The sequence below is a fragment of the Aeoliella mucimassa genome (genome assembly GCF_007748035.1).
Taxonomy (GTDB): domain Bacteria; phylum Planctomycetota; class Planctomycetia; order Pirellulales; family Lacipirellulaceae; genus Aeoliella; species Aeoliella mucimassa.
On sequence record NZ_CP036278.1, the window covers coordinates 5,204,579 to 5,227,201 of the forward strand.

13 protein-coding genes are annotated in these 22,623 nt (G+C 59.9%); 5 read left to right on the plus strand and 8 right to left on the minus strand.

Annotated features, from left to right (window positions below; translation table 11 throughout):
- Nucleotides 1-376 precede the first annotated feature (376 nt).
- Nucleotides 377-907, plus strand: coding sequence for a thioredoxin domain-containing protein (locus Pan181_RS20355; protein WP_145249552.1), 531 nt, complete (start codon nt 377-379; stop codon nt 905-907).
- 111 nt (nt 908-1,018) lie between these two features.
- On the opposite strand, the gene tsaD is transcribed toward Pan181_RS20355, so the two are convergent.
- The 4 genes from tsaD to Pan181_RS20375 all read right to left on the minus strand — a co-directional run bounded on the left by tsaD (nt 1,019) and on the right by Pan181_RS20375 (nt 10,004).
- Nucleotides 1,019-2,149, minus strand: a complete 1,131-nt coding sequence (gene tsaD / locus Pan181_RS20360) for a tRNA (adenosine(37)-N6)-threonylcarbamoyltransferase complex transferase subunit TsaD (protein ID WP_231943657.1) — start codon at nt 2,147-2,149, stop codon at nt 1,019-1,021.
- Between the two features lie 6 nt (nt 2,150-2,155).
- Nucleotides 2,156-3,007, minus strand: coding sequence for an alpha/beta fold hydrolase (locus Pan181_RS20365; protein WP_145249554.1), 852 nt, complete (start codon nt 3,005-3,007; stop codon nt 2,156-2,158).
- Between the two features lie 126 nt (nt 3,008-3,133).
- On the minus strand, nt 3,134-6,643 hold the full coding sequence (locus Pan181_RS20370; RefSeq protein WP_145249555.1) for a UvrD-helicase domain-containing protein: 3,510 nt from the start codon (nt 6,641-6,643) through the stop codon (nt 3,134-3,136).
- Nucleotides 6,630-10,004: a PD-(D/E)XK nuclease family protein gene (locus Pan181_RS20375; RefSeq protein WP_145249557.1), complete on the minus strand. Its 3,375-nt coding sequence runs from the start codon at nt 10,002-10,004 to the stop codon at nt 6,630-6,632. Before Pan181_RS20375 ends, Pan181_RS20370 begins: the two co-directional genes overlap by 14 nt.
- Nucleotides 10,005-10,491: 487 nt before the next feature.
- Here Pan181_RS20375 and Pan181_RS20380 point away from each other — a divergent pair, with 487 nt between their 5' ends.
- The 3 genes from Pan181_RS20380 (at nt 10,492) to Pan181_RS20390 (ending at nt 14,736) form a co-directional block, all read left to right on the plus strand.
- A complete protein-coding gene (locus tag Pan181_RS20380; RefSeq protein ID WP_197528552.1) occupies nt 10,492-11,658 on the plus strand; it encodes a DUF1559 family PulG-like putative transporter in 1,167 nt (388 codons plus the stop codon).
- A gap of 843 nt (nt 11,659-12,501) precedes the next feature.
- Nucleotides 12,502-13,074 (plus strand): helix-turn-helix domain-containing protein, encoded by a 573-nt coding sequence (locus Pan181_RS20385; RefSeq protein WP_145249560.1) that lies wholly within the window; start codon nt 12,502-12,504, stop codon nt 13,072-13,074.
- Between the two features lie 897 nt (nt 13,075-13,971).
- Nucleotides 13,972-14,736 carry a hypothetical protein gene (locus tag Pan181_RS20390; RefSeq protein ID WP_145249562.1) on the plus strand — a complete coding sequence of 255 codons (765 nt, stop codon included), beginning with the start codon at nt 13,972-13,974 and terminating at the stop codon, nt 14,734-14,736.
- Between the two features lie 49 nt (nt 14,737-14,785).
- Here Pan181_RS20390 and Pan181_RS20395 read toward each other — a convergent pair whose 3' ends face one another.
- The 4 genes from Pan181_RS20395 to Pan181_RS20410 form a co-directional block, all read right to left on the minus strand.
- Nucleotides 14,786-15,433, minus strand: a complete 648-nt coding sequence (locus Pan181_RS20395) for an IS630 family transposase (RefSeq protein WP_145244957.1) — start codon at nt 15,431-15,433, stop codon at nt 14,786-14,788.
- Nucleotides 15,421-15,885, minus strand: a complete 465-nt coding sequence (locus tag Pan181_RS20400) for a helix-turn-helix domain-containing protein (RefSeq protein WP_145249563.1) — start codon at nt 15,883-15,885, stop codon at nt 15,421-15,423. The genes Pan181_RS20395 and Pan181_RS20400 overlap by 13 nt, the downstream gene beginning before the upstream one ends.
- 42 nt (nt 15,886-15,927) lie before the next feature.
- A complete protein-coding gene (locus tag Pan181_RS20405; protein WP_145249564.1) occupies nt 15,928-18,477 on the minus strand; it encodes a protein-disulfide reductase DsbD family protein in 2,550 nt (849 codons plus the stop codon).
- 197 nt (nt 18,478-18,674) lie between these two features.
- Nucleotides 18,675-19,700, minus strand: a complete 1,026-nt coding sequence (locus tag Pan181_RS20410) for a phosphotransferase (RefSeq protein ID WP_197528553.1) — start codon at nt 19,698-19,700, stop codon at nt 18,675-18,677.
- A gap of 202 nt (nt 19,701-19,902) precedes the next feature.
- Here Pan181_RS20410 and Pan181_RS20415 point away from each other — a divergent pair, with 202 nt between their 5' ends.
- Nucleotides 19,903-22,602, plus strand: coding sequence for a zinc-dependent metalloprotease (locus Pan181_RS20415; RefSeq protein WP_231943658.1), 2,700 nt, complete (start codon nt 19,903-19,905; stop codon nt 22,600-22,602).
- Nucleotides 22,603-22,623: the final 21 nt, after the last annotated feature.

A 22,623-nucleotide genomic window follows, 5' to 3' on the forward strand; every position in this document is an offset into this window, starting at 1 on the left:
AGAAATGCACAAACCGGCGAACTCCCCCTCGATCGCTCGATCGGTAAACCCACCCTAGTTTGCCCCTTGAACCTGACCAGTACGACCGCCATGATTGCCCCCATCAGCTCGCAACGAGGCTGCGAGTTTTTGAAGGCCACGAAGGTTGGCCCCCTCCCACCCTGAATCATCCTTCCCCCTCCCTACGGAACACTCGAGACCGAGCACCGACTGTCGCTACTCGGCAGGAAACGTTCGGCCCTCTCCCCCCTCCCCCCCGCACTCTAGTTTGGTTAGCTAGCCAACCGCTCGCCGCGAGTGATTTGAATCGCGTGGATTCACGCTCGCATGGAGACCCATTTTGGTTGCATGGCTAAAATTGCAAAGGAGTTGTTTCATGTTGCATTACTTCGCCCTGGTCACCGTCGCTTTTGGATTGAGTGCCAACGAACCGGCGGCTCCCCAGTGGAGTAGTGACTACGCTGAGGCTCTCAAGCAGACCCGCAGCGACGATCGCCCGATGTTGGTAGTGATCGACGAGCCCGGCACCGCCGAGCACAGTTTGAACGAAGAGATCTTGAACAACATGGCCGATGGTGCCTTGGCCGACTATCAGTTGTGCCACATCGACGCGACCACCAAGTATGGCAAGAAAGTTGCCGAAGCCTTCAAGACGACCTCGTTCCCTTACATGGCCATTACCGACAAGGATGGCAAGGTGATTGTTCACTCGCAGTCGGGCGACGTCTCGGCCGAACAGTGGAGCGAAGTGCTGGGCAAGTTCCGCACTGGTGAACTGCCGGTTCGTCGCGTTGTTGCCAAGCCTGTGATCAACGAGCAACCTGTCACCACGTACCCCACTTACGAAGGTTATCCCTCGTACGGGTCGGCCAAGCCTTATTGTGCGAAGTGCCAACGCGGCTACTAAGTCGAACGCACTAGCGCTAAGTTCTAGGTTCCCCGGCCTAGACCATGAAACCCGCAAGACCCAGCAACGGTCCGGACAGCAATGTCCGGGCCGGTTGTTGTTTAAACTCGCTTAATGAGGGCGCTCGAGCCCGGGCGAGATATCGAGATCGAGCGATTCGAACTTGCCTTCTTTCCAACGTTCGATGGCAATCGCTCCCATCACCGCATTGTCGGTACAAAGCGACATCGGTGGAATGAACAACTCGTAGCCTTGCTTGGCGGCCGACTCTTCGAGCCGTTCACGCAGGCGCCCGTTGGCAGCGACTCCACCGCCGACGCACAAGGTCTGGTAACCACTTTGCTGTAAAGCGAGTTCGGCTTTACCGACCAGACAGTCGACTACCGCTTCCTGAAAGCTAGCTGCGACATCGCACACGGTTTGCTCGTCGAGCTGCGTGGTATCGTCGAGCTTGCCGGTGCCGTGCACCTGATAGCGAACTGCGGTCTTGAGACCGCTGAAACTGAAATCGAGTCGCGACTTGTCGTCGAGCAGCGGCCGGGGAAAACGAAACCGCTTGCCATCCCCCTTGGCTGCCGCCTTGCCGATGGCTGGCCCGCCTGGGTAGGGAAGCCCCAGCAGGCTGGCGACCTTGTCGAAGGCCTCGCCGGCAGCGTCGTCGATCGTGCCGCCGATCAGAGTGAAGTCGGTCGCGGCCGTGCAACGGTAGAAGTTCGAATGACCTCCGCTGACAATCATGCCGATGCAGGGAAATACGTCGCGACCACTCGCGAGCTTGCAGGCGTACACGTGGGCTTGCAGGTGGTTGACCGCCAGCAGCGGCACATCGAGCGCCAGGCACAACGCCTTGGCAGCAGTGAGCCCAACGAGCAGCGAGCCCGACAGCCCCGGCGTGTTGGCCACGGCCACCGCGTCGAGGTCGGAGAGTTTCAGCTCGGCCTTGCGAACCGCCTGATCGATGACCGGCAGGATCTTCTCCACGTGAGCCCGCGAGGCAATCTCGGGTACGACTCCGCCGAACTGTTGATGCAAGTCTTCCTGCGACGCGACGACCGAAGATAGGACTTCGAGCTGGTCGGTAATGACGGCCGCCGCTGTTTCGTCGCACGTTGTTTCCAGAGCCAGTAGTTTCACGTCGTCGCTATGCCATAAAGAAGGAAGCCGAGCCAGGAGAAAGGAGATTGGATGATCGACCGGCGGGTGCATGAAGTCAAGGTGTCGCAGCGGCCGACGCCGTGGCAAACAGTGCTACGCCTGGCGTTTGACGACCCGCGACACCCAGCCGGTGAGGTCTTCGAAGAACAGCTCGGGCTCGGGTTCGAACTCAAGCGTGTGAGCTGCCGATTGGTACTCGAGCACCACCTTGTCGCCAGCGGCAAAGGTCGCCAAATACCGACGCGTGCGGGGGTTCTTGATCATGCGATCGCGACCTGCCAGCACCAGCAGCGAGGGGGTCGTGACGAACGGCCCCGACCGCCGAGAGTAGCGGGTGAGCTTGTGATCCTCGCGGGCGAACCGCAAGGTGATATGGCGAAGCGTGAGCGGGTCGTTGCGGATGTACTGCTGCCAGATCGGCGAGTTCGTGAACAACGCGGGATCCTGCAGCGGGATCTCAACTCGCTTCTCGTGAACGCCGACTACGCCGGTTGCGGCCAAAGCACCCCGCTTCAGCAATCCCGGCTGCTGGTGGGCGTACTGACCAGGGCAAATGAGCCCCATACCGGCCAGCAAATCGGGACGGGCCCTCGCGACCGCAGGGGCGAGCTTCCCGCCCCAGCTAATGCCGAGCAGCACCACTGGCCCCAGGCGTCGCTGGGATTCGCACACCGCGACCACATCGCGCACCCAAGTTTGCCAGTGCTCGATGTCGCCACGCGACTCGGTATTGAGCCCCGAGCCACGCCGGTCGAGCGCCAGGACATCGAAACCTTGCGAGGCGAGATAGTCGGCACTCGCAGTGTACCAACCTGCGTGACTGATGATGCCATGCAACAAGACGACCGAACCGCGAAACTCACCGACCGGCCGAAACCGGCGCAGCGCAAAGCTGCCGCCGTGCGGCGTTTCGAAGGATTCAATAGGAGCAGGGCGCGCAATCATGGTTCCTAAGTTTAGATCGCCCTACCGAGTTCGGCTGCAACTCGGGCAAGAGAATCCGGAGAAACTAACCGCCACAAGCGATACACGCCTGTGTTTTGCATAAGCACTGAAGTTGGGCTTCGGCATTTACGACACGGGGATAGGTTCCGCCGAGTCGATGCTCGCCAGGGCCTGGTCGACCAACGCAATCGCCCGCTCCCGTTGTTGGTCGTCCCACGCGAAACACTGCTCGACCCCAGGTCGGAGAAAATGCAACACCAGTTCCTTTGGACCTTCGCCCCAAGTTTGCTCGACCGCCAGCCCGTAGACCAGCATCTGCATCTCGTACTTGTCGGCTAGCACCGCGGTGTCGTCGGCCATGGTCTGGTTGGTCTTGTAGTCGAGCACGCACCAGTCGCCGTCGGACGTTTGATAGAGACAGTCGAGGTAACCTTGCAGATAACGACCTTGGGAATTCGTCGAGCCGATCGGCCAGGTGAGTTGGAACTCCACCTCGTGATATACCTGCTGGGCGGTCGCCAGACTGGCCGCGCGAGGGCTCTCGGCGAACCGCTCGACCAGTTCGCGAGCCAGCTCCTCCGCCCGCTCGGCGTGCAGCAGATCGTAGTGCGGAGCCAACGCTCTGGCCCACGTGGCGATCGACTGTTCGTCGGCCAGGTCGGCTCGTTCCAGCACCGCATGCACCAAGGTACCAAGGCCCAGGGGATCGTAATCGAGCGGCACCGCCAGACGCTCGTGATCGGGATCGTGTTGCCACCAGTCGCCACCGCTGGGGATGATCTGCCCAGACAGTCGCGTGACCGAGAAACGCTGTCGCGCTCCAGCGGCCACAAGGCATGGTCGGGCCGCTTGCTCGATCTTCGCCGAACGAGCTCCTTGCTTGGCCTTCTCGATCACCTTGAGCCAGTTGGTCGATTTGCCAGTCGACTGCTTCGGCGCCGGCGGTGTCACCAACGAGGCAGCCACCTGAGGGCGCGCGCCGGACTCGACTCGCCCTGGCTGAAGCATGTCGCCGGTTTTGAGATCGAACTGCTGCGAAAGCTGCTTGAGGAACGGGCCGCTCGGCTTATCGATGTCGGCAACGCTGCTCGAGAGCAGCAAGTAGTCGGCAGCCCGCGTGCAGGCGACGTAGAACAACCGATCGGTCTCCGCCCGCTCGGCCTGGTTGTCGACGTAGCGAAACAGGCTCATCCCCGACGGCGGGGAGTTCTTCGAACTAGCGTCGTCGTAGTCGTTCTTCGACAGGGTTACCATCGGGCCCAACTCGGGAGTGAACGCGACCGCGCTGCGATGGAAGCTGGCCTTGTGATCGAGGTCGGCGACGACCACCACCGGAAACTCGAGACCTTTCGACTTATGAATCGTCATCAGCCGGACCACGTTCGCCGTGTCGGGGCTGGTGGTCGCGAGCGACTCTTTCGGCGTGGCGGTGATAAACTCAGCCAGTTGGGTGACGAAGTCGTCGAGCGAGCCGACACCGCTGGCCACCGCCGAACGGGCCTGCTCCATCAGCTTGTAGACGTTCGCCAGTTTGCGTTGCCCCATGAAGTCGGCCAGCAACGCGGCGTCGTAGCCGGTACGCTCCATGGCCTCGGCCAAGAGCTGCGGCACCGTCCAATCGTCGCGGTGCTTGCGAAGCACCCGCAGGGTGTCGGCCGCTCGGATCACCTTGTCGCGTTCTTCCGGCATCAACTCCGGCGGGAGCGACTCGGCAAAAAGCCCACGTTCGAGACTTCGCCCGCGCACCGAAAGCCAGAAGATCGTTTCGTCGGCGAGCGAGAACAACGGGCTCCGCAGCACGCCGGCCAGGCTCAGCTCGTCGCATTCGCTTACCACGACCCGCAGCAGATGCAGCACGTCGTAGATCTCTTGCTGCGTGTAGAACGCGTGCCCACCGACTAAGTAATAGGGAATGCCTTCGGCTCGCAAGGCTTCTTCGTAAGCGGCCACGTCGCTGAGCGCACGGAACAAGATGGCGATGTCACCATACTCCACGGGCCGCGGCTCGGTTGCTCCTTTGCTGGTTGCCAGCGGCTGCTGCTTGTCGACCATCTCGCGCAAGCGGGCGGCGATGGTGCGAGCCTCCGCCCGGCGGGCCAGTGCGGTCTCGCCTGCTTGCTTGCCACCCGACTTGCTCGCCTTCGGGGTGTCGGCCCACAGGAACTCGATGGCCGGCTCGGGGGTCAATTGCGAGCGGCTCGCTTCGAGCGCCTGATAGTTGGAGAACAACGGCTCGAACAGCGCATTCACGAAATTCAGTACCGCCGGCTGGCTGCGGAAGTTCTTCGACAGCGGCAGTCGCCAGTCTTCTTTGACCGCCCCCTGCAACTCGCGGAACACCTGCGGCTCGGCCCCGCGGAATCGGTAGATCGACTGCTTCTCGTCGCCGACGAAGAACAGTTTGCCCGCACCAGCAATGTCCCCCACCAACGCCTGCACCATTTCGACCTGCACGCGATCGGTGTCTTGGAACTCGTCGACAAACAGCACGGCTACTTCCGAGCGGAGGTGCTCCTGAATATCGCGATGCTTGGGATCGGTGAGCAACTGGTGGGTGGCCGTGATCAGGTCTTCGAAGTCGAGCCCGCCGAGCTCTTGTTTGGCCGCCTGATATCGCTCGGCCGCCTTGCGAGAGACTCGCGCCATGGCCAGCCCGAGTTCGGCAAACTCGCGGGTGAAATCGTTGCCCAGATGGAACACCGGCAGTTCCCGCACCGCCTCGCGGACGGTTTTCGAGAGCATGCCAAACTCGGCGTGAAGCACGTCGTCGCCCCACGCCTTTTTGAGAAAGGGGACCGGACGCTTATACTTGCGGTTGCGACACAGCTCGTCGATACTCAGGAAGTGATGTTCCTCGGCTTCGTTGTCGCGCAGCGCAACGAGGGCGTCGATCAGCTCGTGGCAATCGGCCATCGCTTCGGATTCGCTCGACGAAAACTGTCCCAGCAGGTCAATCAGATCGTTCAGCTCCGGCTGCAAGCCGGCCACGGCCGCGGGCCAGATAACTTGCTTGAAGTACTCGAGCCAGGCAGCCAGCAGGTCGTCGGGGGTCTTGTCGCACCAGTCGCGGAACGCCTGCCGACGGTGGTGCTGCATCATGCTTCGCACGTGGGTCTTCAGCTGGTCGATGTTCCAGGCTCCCCCCAACCGCATGGCGTCGGCATCTTTCGATTCGAGCAACTCGCGGAGCGTGTCCTCCACCGCCTCGGCTTCGAGCACCATCGCCGCGGGGCTGTCGAGTGTGGTGAACAGCGGGTCGAGTCGAGCGTCGAACGCGTGCGCCCGCAGAATCGTGGTGCAGAGGGAGTGAATGGTACTGATGCGGCAACCGTCGATCGCGCGTTGCAGTTGCAGCCAGTAGTCGCGATTCTCGCCCGAGCTGGTTGCGATGCGATCGTACACCAACCTGCGAATGCGTGTGCGTAGCTCGCGAGCAGCAGCATCGGTAAAGGTGATGGCCACCAACTGCGTGAGCCGCTGTTGCGCCCCTGCGTCGGAGGGTTTCTCGAGTTCCTTGATGAATCGCTCGGTCAGCACGAACGTCTTGCCGCAACCGGCACCTGCGTCGAGCGCCAGCGACTCGCCAGCGGGGTGAACCGCTTTCTTTTGTTGGTCGGTATATTCAGGCGTTGCCATCGGTTGCCTCCTGCGTGTCGTCTTGAATCGGAGGCCATGCCTTGCCCAGACTACGTGTTTGGGCCACACGACAAACGTGGCTCAAGTCACACGCGCTCGTGCATTTGTCGTCGGTGTTTACCATCGGGAACTCTGCGGCTCGCACGCCGAACACCAGTTCGCGAATCCGCTCGCGAATCGCTTCGTCGAGTCGCTGCCAGTCTTTGGTCGCCGCGACTTGCCCCGCTTGCACGACGTACAGCTCCTGCGTGTTGTGATCGGCGAACCCTTTGTCGCGGAGCACCCAGTATCCCGCCTTGAGCGGCACGATCGGTTGCTCCCGGGTGCTTAGCAGCTCGGCCGCAGCCAACGCGTAGAGTGGCGGTTGCAACTTGCGGCCGCTGGTCATTTCCTCTTCTTTCAGCGGGTGCTTGCTGGCCGACTTGTAGTCGATCACCTGCAGCACGTCGGTGCCATGCACCTTGCCGGTGTCGAGCCGATCGATGCGACCGCCAAGCAACACTTGCATCCCGTCGCCGAGATCGAGCGTGTACGGTACGTCGGTCGAGTCTTCCGACTCTTCGTCGTCCGACTCACGGCTGGCCTTGCCAAATCGCCATTCAAACTGCGTGGGCCGCATCGGCTCGTCGAAGTCGCGACTGCGAGCATCGTACTCCACATGCTGCTCACGGTACTTCCGCGCCCACTTGGTGATTTCGCGAACCAACAGCTCGTTCAGCACCCCTTCCAACCCGAAGTTGGTAAGGTCGAGCTTGGCGAGATGAATCGCCGAGGCGAGGTGCTTTTCGTACTCGGCTTCCGGGTGCTGCGACAGCAAGAGGTCGCGGGCAATCAGATCGAGCCGCTGATGCAACTCGGAAAACACACTGTGCAGAATGCTACCTCGGCGACCGTAGTCGACCGCCAGCGTGGCTTCGCCAAGCGGCTGGATGCGAAGCACGTTTTGCATCAAGAACTTGTAAGGGCAGGTCGCGTAAGTCTCGAGCTGGCTGGTGCTCCATTGATGATCAGGCCCGTAGCGATCGGCAAACCACCGCCGCACTTTCTCGCTCGATAGCACCCCTTCCATCGGCCCAAACGAATCGCCGCGGGCGCGGTGGTGCAGCAACTCGAGCGAATCGACCAACGAGCGGTTCATCGGCTCGGCCAGTTCGCTACCGATTAGGCTGGCGAGCAACTTGGGACTTTGCTGATCGGCTTCGTGCACCGCAGAGAGACGCCAGTCGCGAAACGAGCTTGGCATCGCGCCGTCGGGCGGAAGCGGCGAGATGCGAGGCGTTGCTTCCAGCAGTCCTAGCAGTTGATCGCCGAACGTGCGGCAAGCTTCGATCAGCATCGGACTGGCCGGCGTCGACTGTCCGCTGCCATCGAGCGCAGCGTAGCTGAACGTGAGCGACTCGCTGGCCGCGGTCACCACGCTGTGGAATGCTTGCATCGTGCGTTCATGGGCGGGCGTGGCCGACACGGCTCGTCCCGAACTATCGGCGGCCACCATCTCGTCGTAACGCTGCTCGCTGTACAGCCCTCCGCCACCGATGGCCGAGGAGAACGCCTGCTCGTCCATGCCGACGACGAATACATGTCGGGCGTGGGCGAAGCGGGCGACGCTGACTGGCACCACCCGCACGCGGCCTTCTTCGTCGAGCGGTTTGGCGAGCGAAACACGTTCGGCCCAGTCGTTGAGCTGGGCGAGCCAGTCGCTGGCACTCCACCGCGGCAGCGGTACACTCGCGGCCACCGCAACTCGCTCAATCCAGGCGGCCGCTTCGCGAACCGCTTGCCAAGCGGAAGGTTGCCGAGGTTCGAGTACCAGCCCCACCGCGCGGGCGAGACGCTCGCAGGCGGCAACCCACTCTCGCGGCGATGCGGTGGAGGGGAGCGCCATACAAGCCTGGTTCAGCTTTTCAAACACCGTCAGCGTCGTCGCCGCGACCGCTTGCCGATCGCTGGGACGCTCGCCGGCCGCCTTGGCTTTGTCGGACGCCGCGGCCATTGCGCGGACCGCCCTCAGTAGCGACTCGCGGCCTGTAGCAATCTGCAAGTCGCGCACCAGCCATTCGGCCGCCCCGCGCAGGGTCCGCCAAGGTGGTTCTTCGAGTTCTCCATCGAACAGGCCGAACAAGCCGCTCGACACCAAAGCCAACACGCGTCGAAAGGGCCAGTCGTCGGCCGTGATCGATAACAGGCTGCCGAGCGCCCGGATGGCCGGGGCCTCGCCCAACGTAGCCGGCACGGTAAACGATGCAGGCACTCCGTACACTTGCAGCACTTCGTCGAGCCGGCGCCGCTCGGCCTGTAGGTTCGGCACGACCACCAGGATCTCGCTGGCCGAGACTTTAGCGTTGAGCAGACTCTTGATGCGGCGGGCGATGGTCACCGCCTCGTCGTAGGAATCGGCCGACGAGATAACCTGTAGCTGCTCGAGCGTCGCTAACGCTTCCTGCTCCGGTGGTGCTGCTTGGTCAGGGGGAACAAACACCTGGTCGGCCAGGTGCTCTAATGCAGTGGATGGGGATGCGTCGGGGTCACGATGCTCGGTCACTTCCAGCGAGGGCCATTCGTCGACCAGCCACTGCTTGGTTCGGCGGGCGGTGCTCACCAACTCGCGCCGCTCCGCCTGGTCGAGCGTCGGCAGGGCGATATAAGTCTCCCCTGCTCGCTGCGCCAGATGGAGCAGCAGTTGCCGCTCGTAGTAGGCAAAGCTGGCAAAGCCATCGACGACCACCAGGTCCCACCGCTGCTCGACCTTGGTGCTGGCGAGACAGTCCGCTGCCAAGCGCGTGAGGTCGAACCGGTCGGCAGCATGCGCCTCGTCGAGCCGCTGCTGGTACAAGCTGAGCACTGCGGCTAATTCGCGATCGCGATTTGAGCGTCGTTTGTGCTTGGCCCAGGTAGCGAACCGCCCGGCGGTGATGCCGCGGGTCTTGAGCTGCCCGATCATCTGCTCTACCGCGTCGGCTAGTCCCGAACGCTGGGCCACTCCGGCCAGCACCCGCAGCTTCCCCGACTGATGCAACTCGGCGATCGCTTGCTCGACCAACCAGCGACTCGCGGCGTTCGGCACCACCGCAGGTGCAGTTGGATCCATCGATACAATCGACTCAGCCAGCCGACTCAAGGTTTTGATGCCGGGCTCCAGGCTGGCGTCGATATTGGACTCGACCAGCTGCCGGCGAACCGCATCTGCGGACAACCGGTGAGGGGTAATCCAAAGCAGCCGAGCGACCTGCCGAGCCCCCCGTGCGTGGGACAGCGATGCGGCATACCGCCCGACGAGCAGGCGTGTCGCTGGGACCCGACTGGGGTGCTCAATCAGGTGAAGTTGAGCCGTTGTGGCTTCGGAATGAGATAAAGCGGACATGTGCGTACGTTCCAGCCATCCTTTGTCTGAAGATTTGCGCAGAGCATCATAGTACCTGGAACCGGCAGAAGGCGTTAGCTTCCCAGGGCATTTCCTGGCGATTCGGCAGTTTGCAAGAAGGCCTGGAATAATGGAAACCGACGTTGCTAACTGATTGACATCTGCCTGGAAAACGACTTATAGTATGAAAAATACTGTTTTCATGCCGAAACCTGGCGTCTCTCATCACTTTACTTGCGGTCTGCCCCCGCGGGAGCGGGCGGCACTTCGGAACGAACTTGTGTTTTGGGTTGTGGATCGGAACACACAACCGTGGCTTATACTTCACGACCCCCGACCAAGCTGTTTATTCAGGACGAGAACCGTACGGGGAAGAATCGCTAGATACAGGCACGAATGGTAGGAGGGACCCGGCATCGGGAAGATGCTGGATCATATATCTCTCTTTATCCTTTTTTATTTGTTTTTTTGTTTGAGGAGGTTCGTTATGAAGTCGCATTCAAGTGCGCAACGACGAGGCTTTACGCTCGTCGAGCTGCTGGTGGTGATTGCCATCATCGGCATCTTGGTAGCCCTGCTGCTACCCGCTGTGCAGGCCGCTCGCGAAGCTGCCCGCCGTAACTCGTGCATCAACAACAACAAGCAGTTGATGCTGTCGATTCTGAACTTCGAAAGTGGCAAGCGGGAACTTCCGCTCGCTTCGACCGCACCGATCCACACCCAGTCGATCACTCCTGGTATGGCCGGTACCCTTTCGCAGGGTCAGTACACCGCCGCCCAAAACGGCGATGGCTTCAGCTGGGTCGTGCAGATCATGCCTTATATCGAAGGCAACACGGTCTACGACAAACTGTCGGATGTTACGCAAAAGCTGCAATACTCGCCGTTCAATACAACAGTATTGACCGAGTTTGCCTCGACCAGCGGTCAGCGCCCCTACCAGATTCAACTGGAAGAGACCCTTTGCCCCAGCTATCCTGGTGAAGAAACCAACGAACTGCTCGGCGAAGACACCGCGATTAACTGTTACGCTGCCATTGCTTCGACCCACTACACGGTTCATCCCCCAAGTGGTTCGACTCACTTGGCTACCAGCTCGCCTTCGGCCAGCTTGAGCGCAACCGACTGTAACAACAAGTCGTACTGCGGTAACGGTACCCTGGTATTCCCTGGTTACGTTGGCAACAAGGTGACCAAGGATGGCGTAACGCTGGCTTCGGTCCGCGATGGTACTTCGAACACGGTGGTGATTGCCGAAACCCGTGATCAGGACAAAACCTCCTGGTACAGTGGTGTTTCGTCGTACGTAGTGGCTGCCTGGCCACGCGGCACCAAGCCGACCGTATTGCCGACCAACGCTGGTGCGAACGCTGGCAAGTGGGGTTATCCCAATGCTGGTTCGGACGAAGGTTCGGTTTCCGCGTTGAACAAGGGTGACGACAAGAACACCACCCTTGCTCAGGAAGAATACTACATGACCAACTGGGTGCATGGTGGTGGTGCTCGCAAGTGGGGCCCCAGCTCGAATCACTCGGGTGTCGTGATCTGCGGTTACCTGGATGGCCATGCCGATAGCGTGGAAGAGGACATCGATCCTTCGTTGTTCCTGCACCTCGTTACCCGTGCTGGTCGCGAAATCCAACAGCCCAACTAAGCTCGCTGAGTCTTAGATAGCAATCCACAACCGCTGCGGTGCCCAAGGGTGCCGCAGCGGTTTTTTCGTGCGCGGTGGGTAGCGAGCTTTGCCCCTATTTCAACAGCAATTCGCTTCGCGGCGATCCGCCAGCTCTTCTGTCGAGCATCCCTTTCACTCTCTGTTACCGGCACTTTCGCTACGATCCGACTTGCCGGCACTCCGGTTAGCTCCCGCATTAGCGGTTCTTGTGTTGCGACTGTCCAATCTTCCTCAAGTGGCACCCCACGAATGGGCGAAATAGTATCTTGGATGGTTTGCTTCGGTGGCCGCCACCCCCGCACCGCGCGGCGAGGTTGGCCGAGTCGAAGCTCCAGCAGGGGGGGCCCTGCCTAAACAGTCGATTTGCAAAGTCGATTCCTTGGCTCACGGTGCGCCGCGCACCTCCCACCGAGCCGGTGTTACTCAGTGCCCCCATTGCGCCTGCTAAGGCCATTCCCAACGATTGCGTCGATGCTATCACATCGTCCCGGCGTTGGCAGGATAGAGAGGTTGTAACGATTCTCCGACCCCACCCGAACCGGAGAATCCGCCTGCAAGCAATTTGACCAATCTTTCCGCCATTGCTTAACCGATGCGAACATTACGCAGGAGCGGATCAGAAGGACCTGACCCAACCCAAACCATTAATTCCCAAAGCGCAAAGGCACCGACCCAGAAGCGGCCACTCGACCCAAGCACACGAGCATCAGGGAACACATGTCCCGTGTGAGAGTAGCCGTCAGGCGCCAATGCCGCTCGCCGCTGGTAAACGCCAGCACGAGCTTCGCAGTAAAAAACAGCATGTTGAAATTGGAGAGCCCGATGAAGGTCTTTACTACTGGTCAGGTCGCAAAGATCTGTAAAGTGGCCCCGCGCACGGTCAGCAAGTGGTTCGACTCGGGACGTCTCAAGGGATACCGCATCCCCGGTTCCCAAGACCGACGGATCCCCCGCGAGTACCTGATTAAGTTCCTCAAAGAGCATGGTATGCCTTTGGGCGACCTGGAAGACGAAGCGATGGCCAAAGTGCTAATCGTCGCCCAGGACCAGGTACTCATTGAGAACCTGAAGCGCGAACTACCACTTGAGAAGTCGTTCAAGACTTCCACTGCCGCGAGCGGCTTCGAAGCTGGAATTCAATCCGAGAGCTTCCACCCCGATTGCATTATCGTTGACTTCTCGATCGGTCAGGTCGAAGCGTTGCAGATTTGCCAAAACCTGCGTCGCAATCCCGACTTCGCCGAGACGATCCTGATTGCCTTGCTGCCGGACGATGGTTCGAGCATGAGCTTCGATCGTTCGAGCATCAACGAAACGTTCAAGAAGCCGTTCGATGCCGCTTTGTTGGCCGAACGCTTGCGGACGCTGATCGGAAGCAAGAAAGAACTCGTCTAAGAGTTCTTGAGAAACGAGAAACCAAGCGTACGATCCACCCGCGCTGCGAGACCTGTAGGGTGGCTTAACATAGAGGGCAGCAGCGTCGAATGACTCGACCTGCGGCCGAGCCAGCGGGCACTCCCGTTCTCGCTGGCCGCCAATCGCCCAACACGAAATGGCCTTGCCGATCTTCTAGTCGGCAAGGCCTTTTTCGTGCATTCGCTTGAACGTCGAAGACCTCAGTGCCATATTGCCTATACCGTGTTCGAAATGGGCGGCAATCTTTGACTGTTCTTGTTGGGGGGCTCCGTGTTTTTCTCAGGCATTATCTCTTGGACTAAGCGACATCGCTTTGTAGCGAGTTGTCTATTTCTTGTGCTTGTGGTCGCGGGTTTGCGCCAGATTTCATCATGGCGGCGCTGGCAATTAGCGGCATTCGAATATGATCGAATTCGCCAATTGGGGCTACCGACGAACTCGATAGAGTTGAACACCTACGCCGCGGTATCCGCTGGCACCAGCGACGCTACTCCCATTTGGAACGTTCCCATTGGTCAATCGTTGGCATTGAAGAAAGCCCACACCTGGGATTTTCCCCTTTCACGGGATGAATGGGTTTTTCCGCCACTACCGAATACCGAGTGGCCAGACCTCGATAAGGAAGCCCAATTCATTGCAAGCCAGAATATCTACTACCAATCCGTCGATACCGCGTTAGCAACCGAAGGAGACTGCTGCTACGTTAGTGACTACACCCCTGCCATGATATTGCTCCCCCATATCGATGGCCTTCGATCGATTCAACACTTTCTTGTTTTGCGAGCCTATGTCTGGGCTCATCAGGGAGACACAAGAGGGGTAGCTGCCGACCTCCTGGGGTTGTTGCAGATGGGCGAAACTCTTCATCGAGAGCCAATGCTTGTCTCACAAATTGTTCGTGTCAGCATGCACGACTACAGCCTCGCATGCCTCGAACAGTTACTCCCCAGCATTGCCAGCGAAGCCGAAACCTTGGAGTTGATTCAAGCGGAGTTGCTTTCCATCGATTTACGCAAGGGTATGCACCGAGGTTTAATAGGCCAGCGAGCCTTGGTGGTTGGGGAACTAAACCAGTCCCTCTCAGGACGTTTGCGGGGCGCATGGCATGGCGATGATTCTCTTGCCGTTTTGCAGGGGCTCGGCGACGTAGAAGAAGAGATTGCACAAGATTGGCCTGTCCCGCTCCAGTTATTAGATCGGTACGACCAAAACATCGACTTTCGCACGTTTGGCTCTCGCTCTCCTTGGGGGCAACAAGATGTACCACCGTCGGCTCAGCCAGGGATGATTGCTTCGCGGATAGAACTCACCGCGGAAGTCACCGCTCGGCTCCGAGCCGCAGCCGCGGCGGTCGCTGCGGTTCGATACCATACAGCTACCGGCAACTGGCCGGAGACACTCGAAGCATTGGTGCCGGAGCATCTGGCCGAAGTGCCCCTCGACCCTTGCACGGGAGAGCCTCTCCGGCTGGCTCGCACCAATACCGAACTTCGCTTCTACAGCGTCGGTGTCGACCGCGTCGACGATGGCGGGCAGGAACTGCCAACCGAGTCGCCCGATGGACCACAAGTGCGTCAGGGCGAGCCTGACGTCGTGTTTCGGGTGCCGCTCGACCTCTCCGAACATTCTAGCGGGCAGTAGAAGCTGACAACCAGCAAACGCGTACTGTTCTAGTACGTCGTCCCGGAAGTCATTTCCTATAGAGTTCAGGGAAGACGCGTTTGGCGTCTTTTCGATGGAAGGTCCAATTGATTTTGATTTTCTTCCGATTGCGGTCGCGTGAACAGTGGGAGAGTTCGCTTTGAACCTTGTCGAGCGAAGCCAACCGACGTCCCAGGCATTGTCGCTGTATGGCCGAGATTTCGATCTCGGCCATGTTGAGCCAACTGGCATGCTTGGGGGTAAAATGCCACACAATCCGCTCCAGCATTGGCCGAGCCGCCTCCTCGCCAAAGGTTTCGATCAACGACTTCTCGTTGTGCGTGTTGAGGTTGTCCATCACCAGATGAACCCGCTCTGCGTCGGGATAGCGCTTCAAGAGGTCGCGGACGAACCGGGCGAAGTCGGCTCGCTTGCGGTGACGCTTGGCCTGAACGAATCGCTTGCCCGCCTTCGGCTCGACCGCCACGAACACGCTGCAGGTTCCGCAGCGGCGGTACTCGTAGTCCTGCTTCGCGATCTTGCCGGGTGCCGCGGGCTCGGGCGGCCGCGCGTCGTCGACCCTCTGATAGGGCTGCTCGTCGAGGCAGACGACCGGCTCGTTCGGGTCGAGCGGCTTCTCGTACTGCTCGAGGACGTCCTCCATCCGCTCACAGAACTCGTCGTTCAGCTTGGGCACGCACCAAGTTTTTTTCGCCACGGCTTCAGGTCGTGTTCCTTGAGCCACAGCGAGACCTCCGTCACGCTGAGCGAATCGACGAAGCCTTCCTTCACCGCGTGCTCGCACAACAATTCCAGCGTCCAGCGAGCCCGTCCCTCGGGCGGCTCGCTGCACGCCAGGGCGATTACCTGTTGCTGCTGCCGCTTGGTGAACTCTGGGGGGCGGCCCGAGCGAGGCGCATCGTACACCGCCCGCTGGACGCCCTCTTCGCAGAACCGCTTTCGGACGGCTCGGACGTTGCGCGTCGTGCAGCCCACATGCTCGGCGATCTCTTCGTCGGTGCATCCCGAGTCCGATTTCAATAATATCTGGCAGCGACGCACCACTTGCGCCGCGCGGGTGCCTGAGCGTGCTAGCTGCTCCAAACCTCCACGGGCCTGGTGGTCCAGGCAAACAATGTGCTTTTTCATTCCGCAGCATATAGCAGCGGAATGGATTTCAGGAAAGACGTACTAGTCGTTGCTGGCCAGGCGGTCGCCTTTCGGCTCGCTTGTTTGCTTGAGTTGGAAGCTCTCCTCTGGATTATTCTCGCGAGCGCCGGCAGCGGCCAAGGCTTGCAGCACTTGGGTTTTGGTCACCGTATCGCGGAGCACAATCACCTCGTTCGACCGGCCGGCTGGATAGATCGCCAGCAGCGGAATACTACGGCTATTGAGTTGCTCGAGGCTGGCTTCGATCTCGGCGTTTTCGTCGGTCCAGTCCGCTTTGATCGCCTGGACGCCATTGGCTTCGACCACTTGCTTAACGGCCGCCACGTCGATGGCGGTCGCTAAGTTAAACTTACACGTAGGGCACCAGTTCGCGGTGAACTCAAGCAGTACTGGCTTGCCTGTAGCTTGGGCTTCGGCCAATTGGCTCGGGGTGAATTCTTGCCAGGGAAGTTCGTGCTCTTTCTCCATCCCAAAGCCCACGAATCCAACCGCGGCGGCAACCGAAATACCAACGAACCACGAAAAACCGCGAGAGAATCCCGAAGCAGTAATCGGCAATCGGCCACCCAACCAGCAGGCGAACCAGCACGCGACAAGCAGCGCCATGGTAGGGATGAAGTAATCTTCATTGAGCGTCGACAACAGGTAAACCACGGTGCCAAGTAGCATGAAGGCCATGGCCTGCTTGAAGGTATCCATCCAGGCACCCGGCTTGGGAATCCACTGCACCAGCGAGGGGAAAGCCCCAATCACCAGGTACGGCAACGCCATCCCCAGGCCGACGAAGAAGAAGATCATGAACGTCGTAAACACGTCCTGGCCGATCGTGTACCCAAACACCGGACCGAGGAACGGACCACTGCAAGGCGTGGCCAAAATCGTGGTAAGTATGCCTTTGAAAAAGGCACCGCTGTAGCCTTCGCGCGAGGCCATTTCGGCGGCGGTCGACGATCCGGCAAACCCTGGAATCGGAATCTCCCAGACCCCAAGAAAACTCAAAGCCATCGTGAACACGAGCACGGTCATGAACACCTTGAACCAGGTTTCGGTGTTCAGCTCGCCCCAGTCGTAATCAGTGGTGGTCGAAAGCCCTAACTGCGGCAACGAAGCCAAGGTGGCCAGGAACAGGAACACACCGAGCAAACCAGCGACGTAGGCAAGATTGAGCAGGAAGACCCGCGAGCGGCTTTCGCCCCCCTGCTTGGCAAACGACATCAATTTCAGACCAATCACCGGCAAGACGCATGGCATCAGGTTGAGAATCAAACCACCTACCAGCGCGAGCCCCAGCATGCCGACAAAGCCAATCTTGGCGGTGTCTTCGCCACCAAATTCGATGATGCGCAGGTTGTTGGGAGCCGGTTTCAGTGTCGGGGCGACCACTGCGGCCAACTCGGCGGCTTGGTCGTACGTGCCACGACTGAAGGTGAGGCCAATCGGCTCGAAGCTGGTTGCCTGGGGATCGACGGTGAGCTTCGTCGTAAATTCAACGGCCGACTCAAGTTCGCAACTGCCGACACCGGCTTCGGTGAGTTCGCAGGCCTGGTATCCAACGATGCCATTCAATTCGAATTCGCCCGCCCCCACGTCTTCCGACACATCGAACGGCACGACCCACACAGCAGTCTTCTCGTGGTAACGCAGGTTGCCAAACCCTTCGACCGCACTGGGGGTCTCAACCACCATCGCGCGGGCTTCGGGCTGGTAGTATTGAACGCCGGTGGTCTCCTTCGGCACGATCAGCGTGGGCTGGTTACCGAGTTCGGCTTTCTGTTCTTCGTACGCATTCACGTGCCAGTGGTCGGGCAGTTCGGCTCGCAGGTACAGGAACACCCGGTCGCCGGGGCGAACCCGCCCGCGGTCGAGCCATCCGTACCAGGTCACCACCGAGCCCTCGGCGCTAAACACGCCGGCTTCGGCAGGTTGCTCGGGCAGCTTGGGCCCCTTGCTCTTGGTGGAACTCTCTCCCAAGGCAACCGCGCTGGCGGGGTCGGTGACTTCAATCGGCCCGATTGGTACCCCGGAGCCGAGCTTGGCGACGAACTTGCCATCGAGTTGCAAGCACGATTGCTTGCACGCCTGGGTAGAGTAGGTACCTTTGATCTCAAGCGTTGCAGGGTCGACACCCTCGGCTATTTCGATCGGCAGATACCAAGTGACAGTTTCTTCGTGTTCTTCGATCCGTACGCCTTTGTAGAGATCGTTGTCGACGTAGGAATGTGGCTTGGGAATCGCGGCCCATTTGCCGATGGGACGAAACTGCTTCGACTCGGCAAGTTCCAGCTTGGTGGGTTTGGTGCCACCCTTAGGTTGGGTGATGGAGTAGATGTGCCACTCCGGTTCGATCGTGGCAGTCACCATGAGCACCGCGGGACGATCGTCCGTGGCAGCGGTAAACTGGGCTGCGAAGCTCACCGGATCTTCTGGCTCACTAACACCACCAATTCCGTCGAGACCGCCATACCCGAAGGAGGGGTCGAAATCCTGCGACACCGCAGGCCGGGTGCCGAGCGAAAGGGCACACAGGAGCAATAGGGCGAGTCGGATCGAGCAAGCAATGCGTGGCATCATATTTGGCGGGAGGTGTTGGAGGGAATTGATTGTCGATCGTTGGGCTAAGCATTCTAGCGATCGCCCGCGGCGGTTAAAACAGCGAATTGCTCGGTGAAAACCGCAATGACTAGCGTAACCTGTACGCTGGGGGGTGCGAAAGATGTGTCGACACCGAATCTATATACACGCACTACCCACTCAGGCTGTGAGATGTCTCACGAAAAACGGCCCTTCTCCGATAAACCCAGCAATTTTGCCAACCGCTGGGCGAATTGGTCCACTCGCTCGAGGACTGCTTGCGGATCGGCGAAGCGACGCTGCTCGACACTTAGCCACCGCAACCAGTTGCCGAGCGACAGCACCGTGCCCGCCGCATGCAGTGCGATCACGGTTTGCCGATCACCTTGGCTCAGGGGTTTTACCTGAGCATAGGCGTCGAGGGCCGAGCTCCATTCCGCCGAATCGGGCGAGGCCGCCATACCCAGCAGCCGGGCGAGATCGGCCAGCGGGGTGTCGACCCGCACCGCGGCAAAATCGACCAGGCCGGTTACCCGCGATCCGTCGAATAGCAGGTTGCCGTGCCAGGCATCGCCCCAAATCCATTGTACGCAGGGTTGGGTCGCAGGGATCGCTTGCAATTGCCCGAGCGCCAGGGTGGCCCCCCGATCGAGGGCATGCGAAGCATCTGGCCAGGCCGGTTGCCAGCTTCTGGCGAGCACCGGGAGCTGGCAACCAGCAAAAACACTAGCCGAGATCTGTTGTTTTAATTGTTGCAGCTGATCGGCGTATCGCGACCACGGCGGCGACGAGCCCCGGGCCCCGCTGCCAGCCGGCAGGTCGCGGGTCGCCAGGTGCAGTTGCGCGAGGGCCTCGGCTGCGGCGATCAGCTGACGCTCGTCGGGGGGATGGTCCAAAGCGGCACCAGTCAGCCAGGAGGTCAGCTCCCACTCTTGGTTCGCGGTGCGATACAGCGGGGTGTTCTGCTGCGAGCAGGTGTGCGGAACTGGCACCGGAATCGCAAAATGGACTGCCAGGTGATTCACGTACCGGTGCGCCCGCAACGCCTGCTCGTTCCGCTCGGTGGGCCAGCCTTTCAAGGCGTAGGTTCCCCCCGACGACTCGATCCTCCAGAGCGGGTCGGTGGAGAACCTGCCGGTAGTAACTGGAGTAGCGGCCGCTCCCGCGACAGCGAGCTGGGGCCAGCCTTGTTGCACAATGGCGATGACTTGCTCCGGAATCACAAGATGTCCCCAATCGATTGTTCGTAGGCCAAAATCCTTCGACAGGCGGCTAGAAATGTTGTATATTCTGGGGGCTCCCTACGGCCACCCAGCTTACCCAACCGGTACATTCCCACCTTTAACGGTCGTTTCATTACTCACCTTTCGAAGGTCCCTTTCCGTGCATCACTTGTATTCCTTCGCGACATTACTCGCCCTGAGCTTGTCCCTCAGCTATTGTGCCCAGGCAGCGGCCGACGACCAGTCGGACGAGCCGACCCAAGAACAACAAACCGAGATTACCCCCGATCAAATCTCGTCCGACTCCGGACAAGGTGGTAGCTCCTCGAGCTCTAGCAGATCGAGTGGGTCCTCGTCGGCCAAGTTCCCTGAATACAGCAAGGTGCTCAAAGACACCAGCGTGGAAGAGGGACTCATCAAGCTGCACAAAGGCGAAGAGAAGCTGTTCTTCGAACTCAAGCCGAGCGATCTCGACAAAGATTTCTTCGTACTCATTACCATCGCCAAGGGTATTGGCCAGCGGCCGCTCTTGGGTGGTTATAGCTGGGGCTTCGGCGACGACTGGGTCTGGCAGTTCCGCCGGGTAGGCGATCGCATCCACATCGTGCGTCGCAACGTGCGTTTTGTTGCCGACAAAGGCAGCCCCTCGGCCGAAGCGGTCAAACTGTCTTACAGCGATAGCGTGCTGTACAGCTTGCCAATCGCCACGACCGGCCCTGGTGGTTCGATCGTGCTCGACATGACTCCCGTACTGATGAGCGATTTGCCTCAAATTGGTCAGGTGCTCTCGGGCTTTTCGTTCTCGCCGTCTAAGAGTAACTGGGCCGACGTGCAAGCTCACCCGAAGAACGTCGAAGTTCAGGTGGCTGCCACTTACGCCTCGAATGGTAGCTCGAACATGGAATCGGTCCCCGACACGCGCGGCGTGACCGTTAACGTGCACTACTCCATCAGCAATCTTCCCAAGACCAACTACACTCCGCGTCTAGCCGACGATCGAATTGGTTACTTCTTGACCGTGGTCAAAGACTACTCGAAGAAGGAATCGGAAGATCGCTTCGTTCGCTACATCAACCGTTGGAATCTTGAGAAATCGGACCCCTCGGCCGAAAAATCGCCTCCGAAGGAGCCGATCGTGTTCTGGCTCGAGAAGACCATTCCGTTCAAGTATCGCAAGCCGATCCGCGATGGTATTGAAGAGTGGAACAAGGCCTACGAAGAAGCTGGTTTCTACAACGCGATTGAGGTTCGCCAGCAGCCAGACGACGCCACCTGGGAACCGGGCGACGTTCGCTACAACACGTTCCGCTGGATCACCGCCGGTGCTGGCTTTGCGATGGGCCCCTCGCGAGTCGACCCGACCACCGGTCAGATTCTCGATGCCGACATCATCTTCGACTCCGACTTCCTGCAATCGTGGAAGCGGGAGTACGAAACCTTCACCCCCGAGAGCATCGCTGCGATGACCGGTGGTCCGCTCGAGATCGAAGACTACCTGGCCATGCGTGCTCGCCAACCGAGCTACCTGAACAACGGCCATCAGTCGGGTTGCATGTGTAACCTGCTCGGCGGCATGTCGATGCAGTTTGCCAAGGGCGCTGCGGTGGTTTCGACCCGCAAACGCAGCAGCGCAGAGCTCGACAAGATGATCCTGCAGGGCCTGAAGGAAGTTGCCATGCACGAAGTGGGCCATACGCTTGGCCTGCGTCATAACTTTAAGTCGAGCACTCTGTACTCGATGGATGAGCTGCACGATGTTTCGAAAACCAGCAAAACAGGCCTGACCGGTTCGGTGATGGACTACAATCCCACCAATCTGGCTCCGATGGGTCAGCCGCAAGGCGATTACTACTCGACCACCATCGGTCCTTACGACCATTGGGCAATTGAATACGGCTACAAGCCGATCAAGGGCTCGAAGCCGGAAGATGAGCTGGAAGAGCTGGGCAAGATTGCCGCCCGGAGCGGTGAGCCAAACCTGGTGTACTCCACCGACGAAGACACTCGCGGTATCGACCCCGACCCGCACAGCAACCGTTTCGATTTCTCGGACAACCTGATTGAGTACGCTCAGCAGGAAGTGCAAGTGGTTGCAGAGACCATGCCGAGCATTGTGGACGAGCTGGTAGAAGATGGCGAAGGATACGAGCGTGCTCGCCGGGCGTTTGGGCTGTTGCTGTCGTCGCACGGTAAGGCCGTGTTCTTTACCTCGCGTTACGTGGGCGGCGTGTACGTAAGCCGCAGCCACAAGGGCGATGCAAATGCCCCAGCTCCGCTGGAATTGGTGCCCGCCGAACGCCAACGGGAGGCCTTGAAGTTCGTCTGCGAGAACATGTTCTCCGCCGAGCCGTTTAACTTCTCGCCTGAGATCTACGACAAACTGGCCGCTTCGCACTGGAGCCACTGGGGCGTGAGCGAGACAACTCGCTACGACTACCCGGCCCACGATGCCATCCTCATGTGGCAGGAACGCGTGCTGGAGCAGCTCACCTCGGGTCTGACCCTCGAGCGGATTCACGACTCGGAACTGAAAACCTCGCCCGACACCGACATGGTGACCGTTGCCGAACTGCTGACCTCGCTTACCGATGCGATGTACCAGGAGCTCAACGGCAACATGGAAGGCACCGAGTTCACCGCTCGCAAGCCTGCCATATCGAGCCTTCGCCGGAACATCCAACGCAGCTACCTGGACCGCCTGGTTCAGCTCGCGCTTGGCACCTCGGCCCCGGCCGACTGCCAGACGATGGCCTACAGCGAACTCGGTCGCCTGAAAGGCATGATCGACAAGTTCCTCGAAGCCAACGGCGAGAAACTCGACCGCTACAGCCAGGCTCACCTCGAGGAGACCTCGGCTCGCATCGAAAGAGTAATGGACTCCCGCTTCGAAGCTCGTCCGTAAGACTGCTTGTAGTACAGTGAC

Bases quoted from the DNA above. Each gene is read 5' to 3' on its own strand.
- Pan181_RS20355 (WP_145249552.1), top strand. From the start codon at position 377: ATGTTGCATTACTTCGCCCTGGTCACCGTCGCTTTTGGATTGAGTGCC.
- Pan181_RS20405 (WP_145249564.1), bottom strand. From the start codon at position 18,477: ATGATGCCACGCATTGCTTGCTCGATCCGACTCGCCCTATTGCTCCTG.
- Pan181_RS20400 (WP_145249563.1), bottom strand. From the start codon at position 15,885: ATGAAAAAGCACATTGTTTGCCTGGACCACCAGGCCCGTGGAGGTTTG.
- Pan181_RS20385 (WP_145249560.1), top strand. From the start codon at position 12,502: ATGAAGGTCTTTACTACTGGTCAGGTCGCAAAGATCTGTAAAGTGGCC.
- Pan181_RS20365 (WP_145249554.1), bottom strand. From the start codon at position 3,007: ATGATTGCGCGCCCTGCTCCTATTGAATCCTTCGAAACGCCGCACGGC.
- Pan181_RS20390 (WP_145249562.1), top strand. From the start codon at position 13,972: ATGCTTGTCTCACAAATTGTTCGTGTCAGCATGCACGACTACAGCCTC.
- Pan181_RS20370 (WP_145249555.1), bottom strand. From the start codon at position 6,643: ATGGCAACGCCTGAATATACCGACCAACAAAAGAAAGCGGTTCACCCC.
- Pan181_RS20375 (WP_145249557.1), bottom strand. From the start codon at position 10,004: ATGTCCGCTTTATCTCATTCCGAAGCCACAACGGCTCAACTTCACCTG.
- Pan181_RS20380 (WP_197528552.1), top strand. From the start codon at position 10,492: ATGAAGTCGCATTCAAGTGCGCAACGACGAGGCTTTACGCTCGTCGAG.